The sequence below is a fragment of the Delftia sp. Lp-1 genome, from assembly GCF_020523835.1.
Classification (GTDB): domain Bacteria; phylum Pseudomonadota; class Gammaproteobacteria; order Burkholderiales; family Burkholderiaceae_C; genus Comamonas; species Comamonas acidovorans.
In genome coordinates this window covers 2257274-2272996 of sequence record NZ_JAJALJ010000001.1, presented here as the reverse complement: position 1 = coordinate 2272996, position 15723 = coordinate 2257274, and the positions used below count along the sequence as shown (strand labels likewise).

At 67.0% G+C, this 15723-nt stretch carries 17 protein-coding genes; 9 read left to right on the top strand and 8 right to left on the bottom strand.

Going from position 1 to position 15723, the window contains the following annotated elements; genetic code table 11:
* Positions 1-22: 22 nt before the first annotated feature.
* Together LGR64_RS10185 and LGR64_RS10180 are read left to right on the top strand one after the other, a co-directional pair.
* Entirely contained in the window at positions 23-283 is a 261-nt protein-coding gene (locus LGR64_RS10185) for a type II toxin-antitoxin system Phd/YefM family antitoxin (protein ID WP_012205786.1), read from the top strand.
* Between the two features lie 11 nt (positions 284-294).
* Positions 295-708 (top strand): type II toxin-antitoxin system VapC family toxin, encoded by a 414-nt coding sequence (locus tag LGR64_RS10180; RefSeq protein ID WP_097202247.1) that lies wholly within the window; start codon positions 295-297, stop codon positions 706-708.
* Between the two features lie 57 nt (positions 709-765).
* Here LGR64_RS10180 and LGR64_RS10175 read toward each other — a convergent pair whose 3' ends face one another.
* From LGR64_RS10175 to LGR64_RS10155, 5 genes are all read right to left on the bottom strand, one after another.
* Complete coding sequence (locus tag LGR64_RS10175; RefSeq protein ID WP_141831810.1) at positions 766-2085, bottom strand: 3-deoxy-D-manno-octulosonic acid transferase; 1320 nt, start codon at positions 2083-2085, stop codon at positions 766-768.
* Between the two features lie 15 nt (positions 2086-2100).
* Complete coding sequence (locus tag LGR64_RS10170; protein ID WP_013802235.1) at positions 2101-3489, bottom strand: phosphomannomutase/phosphoglucomutase; 1389 nt, start codon at positions 3487-3489, stop codon at positions 2101-2103.
* Positions 3490-3638: 149 nt separating this feature from the next.
* Positions 3639-5525: a propionate--CoA ligase gene (locus tag LGR64_RS10165; RefSeq protein WP_141831808.1), complete on the bottom strand. Its 1887-nt coding sequence runs from the start codon at positions 5523-5525 to the stop codon at positions 3639-3641.
* 115 nt (positions 5526-5640) lie between these two features.
* Positions 5641-6312 (bottom strand): outer membrane protein, encoded by a 672-nt coding sequence (locus tag LGR64_RS10160; protein WP_034394167.1) that lies wholly within the window; start codon positions 6310-6312, stop codon positions 5641-5643.
* Positions 6313-6501: 189 nt separating this feature from the next.
* A complete protein-coding gene (locus LGR64_RS10155) occupies positions 6502-7104 on the bottom strand; it encodes an isochorismatase family protein (RefSeq protein ID WP_063325974.1) in 603 nt (200 codons plus the stop codon).
* 195 nt (positions 7105-7299) lie between these two features.
* Between LGR64_RS10155 and LGR64_RS10150 the strand changes: the two genes are divergently transcribed.
* From LGR64_RS10150 to LGR64_RS10140, 3 genes are all read left to right on the top strand, one after another.
* Positions 7300-7935, top strand: coding sequence for a C40 family peptidase (locus tag LGR64_RS10150; protein ID WP_012205793.1), 636 nt, complete (start codon positions 7300-7302; stop codon positions 7933-7935).
* A gap of 161 nt (positions 7936-8096) precedes the next feature.
* Complete coding sequence (locus tag LGR64_RS10145; protein WP_034398643.1) at positions 8097-8354, top strand: GlsB/YeaQ/YmgE family stress response membrane protein; 258 nt, start codon at positions 8097-8099, stop codon at positions 8352-8354.
* Between the two features lie 130 nt (positions 8355-8484).
* Positions 8485-9108 (top strand): hypothetical protein, encoded by a 624-nt coding sequence (locus LGR64_RS10140; protein ID WP_230355354.1) that lies wholly within the window; start codon positions 8485-8487, stop codon positions 9106-9108.
* A gap of 7 nt (positions 9109-9115) precedes the next feature.
* Here the strand turns inward: LGR64_RS10140 and yghU are convergent, their stop codons facing one another.
* Positions 9116-9955, bottom strand: a complete 840-nt coding sequence (yghU, locus tag LGR64_RS10135) for a glutathione-dependent disulfide-bond oxidoreductase (protein WP_034394172.1) — start codon at positions 9953-9955, stop codon at positions 9116-9118.
* A 129-nt stretch (positions 9956-10084) separates the two neighbouring features.
* Between yghU and LGR64_RS10130 the strand changes: the two genes are divergently transcribed.
* Together LGR64_RS10130 and LGR64_RS10125 are read left to right on the top strand one after the other, a co-directional pair.
* Positions 10085-10573 (top strand): EVE domain-containing protein, encoded by a 489-nt coding sequence (locus LGR64_RS10130; RefSeq protein ID WP_141831804.1) that lies wholly within the window; start codon positions 10085-10087, stop codon positions 10571-10573.
* Between the two features lie 187 nt (positions 10574-10760).
* Entirely contained in the window at positions 10761-11786 is a 1026-nt protein-coding gene (locus tag LGR64_RS10125; RefSeq protein ID WP_012205798.1) for an FUSC family protein, read from the top strand.
* Here the strand turns inward: LGR64_RS10125 and LGR64_RS10120 are convergent, their stop codons facing one another.
* On the bottom strand, positions 11787-13052 hold the full coding sequence (locus LGR64_RS10120; RefSeq protein WP_230355353.1) for an MFS transporter: 1266 nt from the start codon (positions 13050-13052) through the stop codon (positions 11787-11789). It abuts the gene before it with no gap.
* 133 nt (positions 13053-13185) lie between these two features.
* Here LGR64_RS10120 and LGR64_RS10115 point away from each other — a divergent pair, with 133 nt between their 5' ends.
* Complete coding sequence (locus LGR64_RS10115; protein ID WP_230355352.1) at positions 13186-13923, top strand: hypothetical protein; 738 nt, start codon at positions 13186-13188, stop codon at positions 13921-13923.
* A 187-nt stretch (positions 13924-14110) separates the two neighbouring features.
* Here the strand turns inward: LGR64_RS10115 and LGR64_RS10110 are convergent, their stop codons facing one another.
* A complete protein-coding gene (locus LGR64_RS10110) occupies positions 14111-14728 on the bottom strand; it encodes a LysE family translocator (protein WP_013802226.1) in 618 nt (205 codons plus the stop codon).
* Positions 14729-14793: 65 nt separating this feature from the next.
* On the opposite strand from LGR64_RS10110, the gene LGR64_RS10105 reads away from it, so the two are divergent.
* Positions 14794-15723 carry a LysR family transcriptional regulator gene (locus LGR64_RS10105; RefSeq protein WP_230355351.1) on the top strand — a complete coding sequence of 310 codons (930 nt, stop codon included), beginning with the start codon at positions 14794-14796 and terminating at the stop codon, positions 15721-15723.

Genomic DNA, 15723 nt, shown 5'->3' with positions numbered 1-15723 from the left:
CCGTGAGCGAAGGAGCGCAATCATGAAATCCTGGCCTGTGCAAGATGCCCAAGACCACTTCAACGAGCTTCTCGAAGCCTGCCTGACCGATGGCCCGCAAGTGTTGACCCGGCGTGGCGCAGACACTGCCGTGCTCGTTCCGATGCAAGAGTGGCGCCGCCTGCATCCCGCTGCCGAACCTGCTTCGCTCAAGGAACTGCTGCTCTCGGAAGTGGGCCGCGCAGACCTGCTGATCCCGCCGCGCGGCCTGGCACACCGCAGGCCCATCGAACCCGCCAACTGAGTGCGCCAGAAATGTATTTGCTGGACACCAACATCATTTCAGAGCTGCGGCGCCCCAGGCCCCACGGAGCCGTCCTGGCCTGGCTTCAATCCCTGCCTGAGCCGGAGCTCCATCTGTCCGCGGTCAGCCTGGGCGAAATCCAGGCGGGCATAGAGCTGACCCGGCAACAGGATGCTGAGAAGGCCCAGGAAATCGAACGCTGGGCAGATCTGGTCTCCGCCTCCTACAACGTGCTGCCGATGGATGCCGAGACCTTCCGCATCTGGGCCCGGCTGATGCACGGGCGCTCCGATGCGCTGTATGAGGACGCAATGATTGCAGCCACGGCCATCCGCCACAGGCTGGTCGTGGCCACACGCAACATTCGCGACTTCGCGGATTTTGGCGTGGCGCTTGTCAACCCCTTTGAGTCGCCCTTTCGCTGAACGAGCAAAAGCCCTTTTGCTGCGCAGTCTTGCCTGCCCGCCCCTGGCACAGGAGGATCAGGCGAGCGACTGCAACAGCCCGGCCACCGCCTGCGCCGTGGCCTGTGCGGCCCCGCGGTGCTGGTCCAGGAAGCCGCGCGTCTGGGCCACGGCATGGGCGTGGGCCTGTCGGTCCTCGGCCAGATCCACGGCCAGGCGCAACCCGTGCTCCAGGTCGGGCGCCCGCAGGGCGGCGCCGGCTTCGCAGGCCAGGTCCGAGGCTTCGCTGAAGTTGAAGGTATGCGGCCCCAGCACCACAGGGCAGTCGCAGGCCAGGGCCTCGATGAGGTTCTGGCCGCCCAGCGGCGCAAAGCTGCCGCCCATGAGCGTGGCGTCGGCCAGGCCGTAGTACAGGGCCATCTCGCCCAGCGAATCACCTAGCCAGATGTCGATGTCATCCGCCGCAGCCCCGCAGGGCGGGCCACCCACCCACTGGCTGCGGCGCGAGACATGCAGGCCGCCGCCAGCCAGCAGCGCCGCCACTTCGTCAAAGCGCTGCGGATGGCGCGGCACGACCAGCCATTGCACGGCCCGGCCTGCCGGCCCCAGCGTGCGCAGGGCGGACAGCAGCATGGCCTCCTCGCCCTCGCGGCTGCTGGCCAACAGCACCACAGGGCGGGACAGGCCGGACTTCCATTGCCGGGCGCGCTCCAGCAGCGCAGCGTCCGGACGCGCATCGAATTTCAGGTTGCCGAGCACGCCGCGCACGGGCGCACCCAGCAGGCGCAGGCGCCGGGCATCGTCCTCGGTCTGCGCCCAGGCGGCGGCCAGGGCGGCATAGGTGGGCCGCGCCAGCGGCGCCACGCGCAGCGCCTGGCCCAGTGATTTGTCGCTGAGCCGTGCGTTGGCCAACGCCAGCGGCACGCCTTCTTCGCGGCAGATGGCGACCAGGTTGGGCCAGACCTCCGTTTCCATGAGCACGCCGACCGCTGGCCTGAATTGCTGCACGAAGCGGCGCACGGCCGCTGGCGTATCCCAGGGCTGCCAGACCTGCAGGTCGCCGGGCTGCAGCAGCCGGCGGCCTTCGGTGCGGCCTGTGGCCGTGCCATGGGTCAGCAGCAGGCGCATGCCGGGCAGGCGCTCGCGCAGCGCGGTCAGCAAGATGGCGGCAGCGCGCGTCTCACCCAGCGATACGGCATGAATCCAGATCCACCGGCCGCGTCCGTCCTGCCCCAGCGTGGCCGGCTGGTAGCGCCCAAAGCGTTCGGGAATGTGCTCGGCATAGACGGGCTCGGCCTCGGCGCGGCGCAGCAGCTTGCGGCGCAGCAGCGGCTGCGCCGCCCAGGTCACGGCGCTGTACAGCGCGCGCGCCCAGGACGTGGGAGAGCGTGAAGTCATCGCCTGGCGCGCAAATCAGTGCGCGGCGCCGCCAACCTGCGCGCCAGGCTTGACGCGCTCCAGCAGCGCCAGCATCTGCGCCTCGATGCGCGACAGCGCCTCCTGGGTCTGGCCCTCGAAGCGCAGCACCAGCACGGGCGTGGTGTTGCTGGCGCGGATCAGGCCGAAGCCGTCGGCCCAGTCCACGCGCAGGCCGTCGATGGTGCTGACCTGGGCCGGTGCGGCAAAGGTCTCGGCGGCCAGGGCCTGCAGTTCGGCGGCCAGGCGATGGGGCTCGCCCTCGGCGCAGGCCACATTCAGTTCAGGGGTGGAGAAGCTGGTGGGCAGCGCGTTGAGCAAGGCGCTGGGGTCGGCCTCGCGGCTGACGATCTCCAGCAGGCGGCAGCCCGCGTAGGTGCCGTCATCGAAGCCATACCAGCGCTCCTTGAAGAAGATGTGGCCGCTCATCTCGCCGCCTAGCGGCGCGTCCAGTTCCTTCATGCGGGCCTTGACCAGGGAGTGCCCGGTCTTGAACATCACGGGCTCGCCCCCGGCCTCGCGGATGGCGGGCGCCAGGCGCTGCGTGCATTTCACGTCGTAGACGATGCTGCCGCCCGGCACGCGCGAGAGCACGTCCTTGGCAAACAGCATCATCTGGCGGTCGGGGAAGATGTTCTGGCCGTCCTTGGTGACGATGCCCAGGCGGTCGCCGTCACCGTCGAAGGCCAGGCCCAGCTCGGCGTCCGAGGTGCGCAGCGCCTCGATCACGTCGCGCAGGTTCTCGGGCTTGCTGGGGTCGGGATGGTGGTTGGGGAATTCACCGTCCACTTCGGAGAACAGCTCGATCACCTCGCAGCCCAGGGCGCGGAAGATGCCGGGCGCCGAGGCACCGGCCACGCCGTTGCCGCAGTCCACCACGATCTTGATGGGTCGCGCCAGCTTCACGTCACCCACGATGCGCGCCTGGTAGTCGGCCTGCACATCGGCGCGGCGCACGCTGCCGGTGCCCGTGATCGTCCAGTCGTCGCTCTCGACACGGCGGCGCAGCGCCTGGATTTCCTCGCCGTAGATGGCGCGGCCGGCCAGCACCATCTTGAAGCCGTTGTAGTCCTTGGGGTTGTGGCTGCCCGTGACCTGGATGCCCGAGCGCGCCAGTGTGCTGGCCGCGTAGTACAGCATGGGCGTGGTGGCCAGGCCGATGTCGATCACCTCGATGCCGACCTCGGTCAGGCCGGCAATCAGCGCCGCGGACAGCGAGGGTCCCGACAGGCGGCCATCGCGTCCCACGGCCACCACGGTCTCGCCGGCCGCCAGGGCCGCCATGCCGAAGGCGCGGCCCACGCCAAGCGCGACCTCCTCGTTGAGCGTGGACGGCACGATGCCGCGGATGTCATAGGCTTTGAAGATGGAAGATGCGACCTGCACGTCGAAAACGCTTTCTCGTCGGTTGAAAACAGGGCGCCGCAGCCCGGAACCTGGCCCGGCTGCGGCCCAAGCCGCGATTGTAGGCGCGGCAGGCAGGGGCGCCGGCGCACATCACCCCGGCTGAAAGCGGTTGCACCGCGCGCCCTGCCTCACAGCTGCTGCTGCACCTGGGCCAGCGCAGCCGGGTCTTCCATGGTGCTGAGGTCGCCCGGGTCGCGCCCCTCGGCCACGGCCTGCATGGCGCGGCGCAGCAGCTTGCCGCTGCGCGTCTTGGGCAGCGCACTGACGAAGACCACGCGCGAGGGCCGGGCCACGGCGCCCAGCCGCGCATCAACCAGCTTCATCACATCGGCCTGCAGAGCCGCGCGCTCGGCCTCGCCCTCCAGCGCCGTCCGGGGCACGGCAAAGGCCAGTGCCACCTGGCCCTTGAGCGTATCGGCCACGCCGACCACGGCGACTTCGGCCACCTGGGGATGGGCGGAAATGCATTCCTCGATCTCGCGCGTGCCAAGGCGGTGGCCGGCCACGTTGATCACGTCGTCCGTGCGGCCCAGGATGAAGAAGTAGCCATCCTCGTCGCGAATGCCCCAGTCGAAGGTGCTGTAGACCATGCGGCCCGGAATGCTCTTCCAGTAGGTGTTGACGAAGCGCTGATCGTCGCGCCAGACGGTCTGCATGCAGCCCGGCGGCAGCGGTCCCTCGATGGCCAGCACGCCCTTTTGCCCGGCACCGAGCAGTTCCTCGCCCGTGGCCTCGTCGATCAGTTTCACGTCATAGCCATAGACGGCCTTGCCGGGACTGCCGAAGCGCGTGGTCTGCTGCTCCACGCCGTTGCACAGCGTGAGGATGGGCCAGCCGGTCTCGGTCTGCCAGTAGTTGTCGATGATGGGCTTGCCCAGGGCCTGGCTGATCCACTGCGCCGTGGGCTCGTCCAGCGGCTCGCCGGCCAGCCACAGCGCCTTGAGGCTGGAGATATCGTGGCGGTGCAGGTACTCGGCATCGTGCTTCTTGAGCACGCGGATGGCCGTGGGCGCCGAGAACATGTGGGTGACCCGGTACTTCTCCACGATGCTCCACCAGATGCCCGCGTCGGGGCGTATGGGCAGGCCCTCGTAGAGCACGGTGGCCATGCCTGCGATCAGCGGCGCATAGATGATGTAGCTGTGGCCCACGACCCAGCCGATGTCGCTGGTGCAGAAAAAAGTCTGCCCTGCCTCGGCCCCGAAGATCAGCGGCATGCTGGCGGCCAGCGCCACCGTGTAGCCGCCCGTATCGCGCTGCACGCCCTTGGGGCGCCCCGTGGTGCCGCTGGTGTAGAGCGTGTAGCTGGGGTCGGTGGATTCCACCCAGGTGCAGGCGACCTGGGCGTCGGCGTGCAGCGCACGCAGGCTGGCCCAGTCGTGGTCACGGCCTGCGCGCATGGGCGCAGGCGCCAGGCCACGGTCCACGATGAGCACGGCCGCTGGCTTGTGGCTGGCCAGTTGCAGGGCCTCGTCCAGCAAGGGCTTGTAGGCCACGACGCGCCCGCCGCGCGAGCCCGCGTCGGCACTGATGATGACCTTGGGCTCGGCATCATCGATGCGCGAGGCCAGCGCCGCGGAGGCAAAGCCGCCGAACACCACCGAATGGATGGCACCCAGCCGCGCGCAGGCCAGCATGGCAAAGGCCGCCTCGGCAATCATGGGCATGTAGATCTGGACGCGGTCGCCCTTTTGCACACCCAGCGAATGCAGCACGGCGGCCATGCGCTGCACCTCGGCATGCAGCTCGCGGTAGGTGTAGACCTTTTCCGTGCCGGTCTCGGTGGAGATGGCGATCAGCGCGTTCTGGTCGGGGCGCTCGGCCAGGTGCCGGTCCACGGCGTTGTGGCAGAGATTGGTCTGCCCCCCGACAAACCACCGTGCAAACGGCGGATTGTCGTAGTCGCAGATGCGCTGGGGAGGCACATGCCAGTCGATGCGGCGGGCCTGCTCGGTCCAGAAGGCATCGCGCTCCTCGATGGAGCGGCGGTGGAAATCGTCGAAACGCGGGGCCATTGTCTGTCTCCTGTCGTTGTCATGGATTGGCGGCTTCTGAATTCATAATTATTCATAATGCGCTTGCCAAAAGCTGACAACTCCGCGCTGCGCGGGCAGACAGGCCCCTTCAAACTCAGAAGCTGTAGCGCAGGCCGACCGAGATCTCGCTGGAACTCAGCTTGGCGCGCATCTGCTCATCCTGCAGGCCACGGACATTGGTGAAGTTGTTGGCGCCGCTGTGGGTCTTGCCCATGCCCACATAGCGGTAGCCCAGGTCGATGCTGACCTTTTGAATCGGCGAGTAGCTGATGCCAAAGCCCAGCGCATAGGCCAGATTGTTCTGGGAATCGCTGAAGTACTGGCGATTCGGATTGCCTTGCCAGCCGCTGGACTGCAGGTGGGCCAGGCCCAGGCCCGCCGTGCCGTACACGGAGAACTGCGCGTTCAGGGGGAAATCCTTGTACGCATTGATCATCAGGCGCTGAGAACGGATGCTGTGGTGATTGAAGCTCGTGGGAAAGCGCGTGGAGCCGCTGGTGAATTCGTTGCTCCTGGGCAGGGTGTATTCCGCTTCCAGGCGCCAGTCCGACGGGAGCTGATAGCCCAGGGCCAGAGAGCCGCCTGTAGCGCGGCGGCTGTCGTCGCCAGGCACGAACTGCCCCAGGCCGGGGCGGGCGCTGGAGTCCATGTCGTGGGCCTTGTAGTTGGCGGAGTTGATGCGGACGGCGCCATAGAAATGGTCGGCAGCCAAAGCGCTGCCCGAGGCGGTCAGGATCAGGGCGGTGAAGGTCAGAACGTGCTTCATACAGTCTCTCTTGGGGGAATGCCGCCACTGTAGAAAAACGCCCTGCCCGCGCCTATTCGGCCGGCTACGCACGCAGCTCCGTAGAACTACGCGGTGCAGCGGCAGCCCGCCTCCCAAGAACAGACAGGTCACCATGAAAAAAGGCGCTCCAAAGAGCGCCCCAAGACGGCGGAACCAGGAACCCGTGCCTTACTTGACCAGGGCAAGCAGCTCCTTGAAGGCCGGATGCTCGCAGCTGCGCAGCCACTCGAAGGCCACCATCTCCGTGGTCACCAGCTCGGCACCCGCGCCGGCCAGGCGGTCGAAGGCGGCATCGCGGTTGCGCTCGGTGCGCGAGCTGCAGGCGTCGGTGACGACCCAGACATCGAACTCATCTTCCAGCAGTTCCAGCGCCGTCTGCAGCAGGCAGACGTGGGCTTCACAGCCGGCAATCACCACCATGCTGCGCTCGGGCGCCTGCTGCTGGGGCTTTTGCAGGTGCTTGGGCAGGCTGCGTGCATTGCCGCCCTGGGGCCGTGCAGGAGGACGCAGCCACTCGCCCAGGCCCTCGGCCACGGCGCTGAAATGCATCTTGGACAGGGTCCGGTCGCACAGCGCGCGCAGTTCGGCGTCGTTGGCGCCCAGGCGCGAGGGGTTCTGCTCGGTGCCGAAGACCGGTACGTCCACCAGCTGCGCCAGGCGCGCCAGCTTCACGGCATTGGCCAGAACTGCCGGTCCCTCGAAGATGGCCGGCATCAGGCGCTCCTGGTAATCGACGAGTACGAGCTGGGAGTCGGTGGCTTCAAGCAGCATGGCGGATCTTTCTTGGGAATATGGGGCGGCGCGGGCCGCCCTTCTTATAGAGGACAAAAGGGAAAGCTTTCCATTGTCGCAGCTTGCGTGCGCTCCCTGCCGCGCAGCCCGGATTCCTGAGGTAACTCAAAAACCCAGGATTTCGGGGGTCTTATCGAATTTGTCCTACGTTTTTGCGTGGTAATCTCGCGCCCCATGTCCCGATGGCTTATTGCACTCCTGTTTGTCAGCGTCACGGCACACGCGGCTCCGCCCGAAATGCGTGACGACGATATGAACCAGCTGCTGGTCAACCGCAGCCTCATCTCGCAGCTGCGCGAAGCCCGCCATCACATGGCGGAACGCACTTCCGACTTCGTCAAGGAAGCACGACAAAGCGTCGCCGAAAAGACCTCCGATCTGGTCGTGACCGCCATGGGCTTCATCGGCGTTCCCTACCGCCGCGGCGGCAACAGTGCCGAGACCGGCTTCGACTGCAGCGGCTTCGTCCGCGCCATCTACTCCGAAACCCTGGGCAAGGTCCTGCCGCGCCGCGCTGACCAGCAGGCACAGGCCACGGAAAAAATCGACAAGAACGAACTCAAGCCCGGTGATCTGGTGTTCTTCAACACCATGCGCCGCACCTTCAGCCATGTCGGCATCTATGTCGGCGACGGCAACTTCATCCATGCACCGCGCACCGGTGCGCAGGTTCGCGTGGAAAGCATGCAAAGCGCGTACTGGGCTCGCCGCTTCGATGGCGCCCGCCGCGTGCAGGACGCCGACGGCCTGGGCCTTGACGCCAGCAAGGCCGCTCTGGCCCTGCAGATGCAGGCAAGCCAGCTGCAGTGATCGCAGCGTCTTGTGCGCCAATCCACAAACGCCTGCACATGCAGGCGTTTTGTTTTTCAGGGCCCTGCCTGGCTTCGTCCCAGGTTGAGATGCTGTCCGACAGGGCCACCCGGTGCAGGGCCCTAGAGTCGCGGCATGGAAGCTTCAGTTCGGAGAAAAGCATGATGTCCTTGATTGGTACCCTCATCGTTGGCCTGGTCGTTGGCTTGCTGGCGCGGGCACTCAAACCCGGCGATGACAGCTTTGGCTGGATCATGACCATCCTGCTCGGCGTGGCAGGATCGTTTCTTGCCAGCTACGTCGGTGTCGCGATGGGTTGGTACGAGGCCGGGCAACCCGCCGGCTGGATCGCCTCCATCGTGGGCGCCATCGTCATCCTCTTCATCTACAGTCTGGTGCGCAGCAAGAGCGCACGCTGACCACCCTGCGCGCCAGCAGCATCCGCCGGCTGGCGCATTTTCTTGATCGACATCTGCCCCGTCTTCACTGGCACGCATGATCTTTCGCACATCGGACAAAACCCCTCCCCCTCCACCACCGCGCCAAGATGTGGCGCAAGCGGCCGAGAGCGCGCGCAAGTTGCTGCACCGGCGTGCGCTGGTCGGCGCAGCGGCCAGCAGCCTGCCCATTCCGGGCCTGGACTGGCTGGTGGATGCGGCACTGCTGGCGCGGTTGCTGCCACGCATCAACCGCGAATTCGGCCTTACACCCGAACAGTTGGACAAGCTGGAACCCGGCAAGCGCGAGCAGGTGCAAAAGGCCGTGGCCATGGTGGGCTCGGTGCTGATCGGCAAGCTGATCACGCGCGACATGGTGGTGCGCCTAGCGCGCGCGGCCGGCATGCGCATGACGGCCACGCAGGCCGCCAAATACGTGCCACTGGCAGGCCAGGCTGCAGCGGCAGCGCTGGGCTATGCCACGCTGCGCTATCTGGGCGAGCGGCATATCCAGGACTGCATTCGTGTGGTCGAGCATGCAGAACTCGACATTCCCTCGCGGCTGGATCGCACGGCGCGCAAGGTCGAGCAGACAGGTCAGCAATTGGAAAAGGCCAAAAAGGCCGACAGGACCGATAAGGACGGGCGCGACGCCGAGCCCGCCCCCGAGCCTTCCAGCAAGCGCCCGCGCTTCTGGCGCCAGCCCGATCGCGGCCCCTGGGGCCGCTCCCAGTAGACGGCTATCAGCCCAGGTCCGACGCCTGGTGGCGCTCGGGCACCTGGGTGGCTTCATCTCCCCAGGTACGATTCACGCGGCGGCCGCGCAGCACGGCCGGCCTTTGGGCAATCTGCCTGGCCCAGCGCATGACATGCGTGTATTCATGGGCTGACAGGAACTCGGCCGCGCCATACACCTCATTGAGCACCAGGGCCCCATACCAGGGCCAGATGGCGATATCGGCAATGCTGTAGTTCGCACCCGCAATGAACGGATGCAGGGCCAGCTGGCGATCGAGCACATCGAGCTGGCGCTTGGTCTCCATGGTGAAGCGGTTGATGGGGTACTCGAACTTCTCGGGCGCATAGGCATAGAAATGCCCGAAACCACCGCCAAGGTAAGGCGCCGATCCCATCTGCCAGAACAGCCAGTTCAGCGTCTCGGTGCGCGCAGCGGGCTCGGCAGGCAGCAGCGCACCAAACTTCTCGGCCAGGTACAGCAAGATGGAGCCTGACTCGAACACGCGCACCGGCGGCTCGACGCTGCGGTCCACCAGCGCCGGGATCTTGGAGTTGGGATTGACCTCGACAAAGCCGCTGGAGAACTGGTCTCCTTCGCTGATGCGGATCAGCCACGCGTCGTACTCCGCGCCGGCATGGCCCAGCGCCAGCAGCTCCTCCAGCATGATGGTGACCTTCACGCCGTTGGGCGTGGCCAGCGAATACAGCTGCAGCGGCTGCTGCCCCACCGGCAATGCCTTGTCATGGGTGGGGCCGGCGACCGGGCGGTTGATGTTGGCAAAGGTGCCGCCCGAAGGCGCTGGCTGCCATACGGCGGGCGGGACATAGGTGGAGCTGTCGGTCATGCAGGGTTCCTGTGGTTCGCGGGCTGGGGAGAGGTGCCCGGCTGAAGGTGATTGTCCCGTCACCGGCGCGCTCTTGCCGGCGCGCGCGGAACGCCGCCACGGCGCCCGGGGATTTGCCACAATCGCGGCATGACTGCCGCCCCCACCTCCGCCCGCCAGTTCTGGCTCATGAAGAACGAGCCCGACGAATTCTCCATAGACCACGCGCTGGCCGCCCCGCAAGCCACCATCGCCTGGGACGGTGTGCGCAACTACCAGGCGCGCAACTTCATGCGCGATGCCATGCAGGTGGGCGATGGGGTGTTGTATTGGCACTCCAGTTGCGCCGAGCCCGGCATCTACGGCATCGCCCGCATTGCAGGCAACCTGCGCGTCGATGCCTCTCAGTTCGACCCGAGCAGCCCGTACTACGACCCCAAGTCCTCGCCCGACAAGCCACGCTGGCTCACGCTGGACGTACAGGCGCTGCGCAAGACACGCACGCTGCAGATGGCCGAGCTGCGCGAGCATCCCGAGCTTGCCCGCATGCGTGTACTGCAAAAGGGCAACCGCCTGTCGATCACGCCGGTCACGCCCGATGAATGGGCCTTCATCGAAGGCCTGCTCCAGCCCGCCTGAGCTGCCGACCCGCCCGCTGCGGGCTGCTTTCTTACAAACAAGAAGCTTCTCTCCTGCACGCCGGACCTGCACCGGCCGCTATGCTTTTGGGCATTTGCGAACCTGGATTTCGCATGCTGGAGGGAGAATCTTCGTGCGTTGGCGAAAAGCAAAAGCAAAAACACCCCCTGGAACACCCAAGAGCGGCATGGCCGCTGCGCCCGGCCGCCTGCGGCTGGCGCTTCGCGACGCCATCGCCGCCTCCCTGGGTGCGATGCTGGCCTGGGAGCTGTCCCACTACCTGCTCGGCCACCCCAAACCCGTCTTTGCCGCCGTCACCGCCCTGGTCTGCCTGGCGCCCGGCCTGCCCAGCCATCTCAAGCAGACCTGGGGCCTGGTGCTGGGCTGCGCCATCGGCATCATCGTCGGCGAACTGGCCTGGCTGCTGCCCGACACCATTCCGCTGCTGCGGCTGAGTCTGGCCTCGCTGGTCGCCCTGTCTCTGGCCGCCATGCTCGGGCAGCCGCCGGTCGTCCCGATACAGGCGGGCGTCTCTGTCGTGCTGGTGCTGAGCATGGGGCCGAGCGCCGCGGGCGAGACCCGGCTGGTTGATGTACTGGTGGGCGCCGGTGTCGGCCTGATGTTCAGTCAGGTGATCTTCACGGCCAATCCGCTGCGCGCCGTGTCGCGCTCGGCAAGCGCCTTGCTGGGCCAGCTGGCCGAGGGGCTGGAGGCCACCCTGCGTGCCACTGCCACCCACGACACGCCCGATGCCACCGTCGCGCTGGGCCAGCTCACGCGCAGCAGCGATGCGCTGAGCGCACTGCGCGCAGCCATGGTGGAGGCGCAAAGCGCCAGCCGCTGGTCCCTGCGCGGCCGCCTGGGAGGCGCGGGGCTGCAGACCATCACCGGGCGCTATGACCGCCACGCCGTGCGCCTGTATGCCAGCGCGCTGCTGCTGGGCGAAAGCCTGGTGCGCGGCATGTCGCATGACAGTGGCCTCATGCCGCGCGCCATCGTGCTGCACTGTGAATGGCTGGTCGATGCCTGCCGCCAGCTGTCCGCCAACGGCAACGTGGTGGCCCTGCAGCCCGATGACGCCCTGGCCCAACTGGCCGCATCCGCACCCCAGGCACCCGCCCAGCCGGTGCCCCAGGCCTGGCTGCCCGCGCTGGACCATGCGCAGCAGATGGAAGAAGCCCTGAAGGCGTTGATAGGCTCGCGCGACGCGTGATCAGACTGCAGCGCGCCCGCGCGGCGCTGCAGCCGCGCAGTTGATGCGCCCGATCGCGCCAGCCAGCCACCAGCCGACGGCGCACATGGCCGCCGTCACCACCCAGGTCCACTGCCATCCGCCCGCCTGCACGGCCACGGCCGCCACCAGAGGCGGGCCTGCAAACTGCCCCACGCTGGACCATTGCTGCATGAAACCCACCGTGGTCGATACCGTGGACTCATCGGGGGCCAGCCGCACCGCCATGGAAAACAGCGTGCCCGGAATCAGCCCGCCCGCCGCCGAAAACAACACCACCGCCACAAAGCGCAGCCACAACGGCGCCAGTGGTTGCCCCTGCCATTGCAGATAGGCCAGCAGCGCACACGCCGCCATGCAGCCAAAGCCCAGGCGCAATGCGCGCGTGGCGCTCCAGCCACCTTGGAGCAAACGGCCCGAGGCCACATTGCCCACCATGTTGGCCAGCGCCACCACGGCCGTCAGCGTCCCCGACAATGCGGCGCCCAGGCCAGCCTCGGCATAGACCGTGGGGAGAAAGCCGATGACGGCCATCCACTGCCCTGAATACACGGCAAAGGCCACAGCCACGCACCAGGGTCCGGGGCTGCGCAGGGTCAACGCCAGGCGAGGACGCCAGCCACCGCCCGCCACCGACGCGCCAAGGGGCACCGGCCTGTCTGCCGGCACGCCACACCAGACGGCGACCCATGCGAGTGCCGAAATCAGCCCCAACAGCAACCACCATGCGGGCCAAGATGCCCAGGCCATCACCCACGGCCCCAGCAGCAAGCCGATGGCACTGCCCAACGGCATATAAGTGCCCCACCAGCCCATGCGCGCGCTCAGATCGCTTGGCGCCACGCAGCGCCGGATCAGACCCGGCCCCGGCATGGCCACCAGCAAAAAGCCCAGTCCCTCCACGGCACGCAAGGCCAGCAGCGCTGCAAACCCCGTAGCGGTGGCGCCCAGGGCGCTGGCACCCGCCATCAGCAGCAGGCCTGCCAGCATGCTGCGCCGCAGCCCCCAGCGGTCTGCACCCAGACCCACCACCAAGCCCAGCACCATGCCGGCCACCTGCACGGTGGAAAGCAGAAAGCCGGCCTGCAGCAGGGACAGGCCCAATTGCTGCTGCAGCACCGGCACAGCCGGCGGCAGCTTGCCTACATGCAGAGCCGCGCTGACGCCGGCCGCCACGACGATCCATGAGGGATGCACCCCCTGCTTCGTTGTTTTCACTGGATGCTGTCTCCCGGGGGCGCATGCCATGCGCCCTGTAGCTGATGTGTGAAGTATCGAAAGCATAGGCCAAGCGGCGCCTGCAAACAGCACTCTTCTTACCCGCCGACCCGTCTGTATGGAGGCACACTGAAGGCCTGGATCAACTCCCGAGGCCTTGCGCATGCGCTCATCACTAGATTTCAGCTCCTGGTCTTCGCTGCTGTCCACGGTGTTGGGCCTGCTGCTGGTCACCTGCCTGATGATGGGCATTCGCCTGCTGTTCATGCAGACCGTGCAAAAGCGACGCGAGCGTGAAAACCGCCAGATCAATGAACGCCTGAAGTCGCTTATCGCCGCGTACAAGACGCTGGGCGGCTCTTTCACGGGCACGCTGCATGTGAATCCCCTGCACCTGCGCGATCTGCGCAGGCCCGCCGCCGACGATGCCGATGCCGATGCACCACCGGCTTTTGGCAGCGAGCGCCAACGGCGCATTCGCGATGCGGTCGAAGCCGCGCTGTCCGATGTCATCTTGCTCGGGACGCAAGACCAGGTGCGCATGGCCGCCCAGGCGGCCCAGGACATGGTGGCAGGCCAGCCTGTCGAGACTGCGGCACTCGTCACTTCGCTGCGCGCCTTCATCCGCGAAGCGCTGGATCTGGAGCCGATCCCCGACAGCCTGCGCGTTCCCAACCAGGGCCCCACGCGTCCGGGCGGCACGTCGGGCGGGGCGCGCAAAGGTGGTGCGGAAGCCGGCGCTTCGAGCAAGGGCGGTGGTGGCGGTGGCGGTGGCGGTGGCGGTGGCGGTGGTGGCGGTGGTGGCGCAGGAATGGGCGCCGCAGGCATGGGCGGCCTGGGCATGGGAGCAGGACTTGGCGCCGGCGTTCACCATGGAGACGATGGCACGCCCCCACCATGAACCCCTGCCGTGCCGGGTCGAACCGCAAACCACTGGGACGCCGGCCCGCTTGCCGGGCGAACCTGACACTCGCCAGAAACAGCCAAGCCTGCGAGGTACCAGATGGCACCCCGCAGGCTCGCATGCCGGGCAGCAGCCGCCTGCTTGCCCGTCCTCCCCCACCAATTCCTGTCAGACCATCACCACATCACAGCCGCAGCTTGGCCGTTGCCAGCAGCAAACCAAACCCCACCAACATGCCGCCAAAGGCCCTGTCTATCCAATGCCGCACGGCCAGCAACCGCGCACGCACCCGCTGGGCCGAAAAGCACAGCGCCACGATGCAGAACCACGCCACATGGGCCAGCGAGATGAATCCGCCATATGCCAGCTGCGTGGCCAGCGGCGTGTCCTGTCCCACGATCTGCAGGAACAGGCTGACCACGAACACCGTGGTCTTGGGATTGAGCGCATTCGTCAGAAAGCCCGTGCGCAGTGCCGCCATGTCGGAGAGCGCGGCCACGGGCTGACTGGGCAAATCGCCCTCCGGGCGGCTGCGCAGCATGGTCACGCCCAGATAGATCAGATAGGCTGCACCCAGCAGCTTGACCACGTCGAACAACCAGGTGGACTGCTGCATGAGCAGTCCGACCCCGAGCAAGGTATAGCCGACATGGACCAGCACCCCCAGGCCAATGCCCAGCGCCGTGAGCAGGCCCGCGCGGCGCGAGCGCAGCAGGCTGTTGCGTGTGACCATGGCGAAATCCGCCCCTGGGCTGATGACGGCCAGCAAGGTGATGGTGACTACAGCTATCCATTCGGTCATCGGTTATCCATTCGATTCAATGCAACGCGCCGGATAGTATTGGCTTTCCATGAAAATACATAACGATGTTTTCTGACACAGTTGGTGAACTCAACTCACATACCCCGAGCAAGCGACTGCCGTCGCTGCAGGCCTTGCGTTGCTTTGAAGCGGCCGCCCGGCGGGAGAACTTCAGCAAGGCGGCAGAAGAGTTGCACCTTACCCATGGCGCCATCAGCCGGGCCGTGCGCCTGCTGGAGGACGATCTGGGCGTGACCCTGTTTGACCGCCGCAGCCGCCGCGTCTTCCTGACCGATGCGGGCCGCCACCTGGCCCAGGCCGTGCACGAAGGCCTGGAGCGCATGCGCCAGGCCACGCAGGAGTTGCGCTCGCGCGCGCAGCAGGCGCGCCGCTGGGTGCTGTCCTGCGAGCCCACCTTGCTCATGCGCTGGCTGATCCCGCGCTGGCCGCAGTTCCAGGAACAACACCCGGAGTTGCAGCTGCACCTGATGGCGGGCGGCGGGCCTTTCTCTTTCGCGGACGGCATCGATCTGGCCATACGACGCGATGACTTCTCTCCGCCAGCGGGCTGTCATGCGGAGACCCTGTTTGCCGAGCGCATAGGCCCGGTCTGCCGGCCCGAGCGGCTGGCGCAGTGGTGCACGCGCTCCGACGAGGGGCATGCCACCGGGCTGCGCCCGGAGGCACCCTTGCTGCAAAGCCGCACCCGCCCGGGGGCCTGGTCCACCTGGGCAGAGCACAGCGGCCAGCCCCCGCCGTCGGGATCCCAGCTGCAGTTCGACCATTTCTATTTCAGCCTGCAGGCCGCCGTGGCAGGCATGGGACTGGCCATCGGACCCTGGCAACTGGTGCGCGACGACATCGCCAACGGCGTGCTGGCAGCGCCCATGGGCTTTGTCGAGGACGGTTCGCGCTACTGCCTGCTGTCTCCCGCTCCGCCCACGCCAGATGGCGTGCACGACCAATTGCTGCAGTGGCTGCGTGCCCAGGCCTGA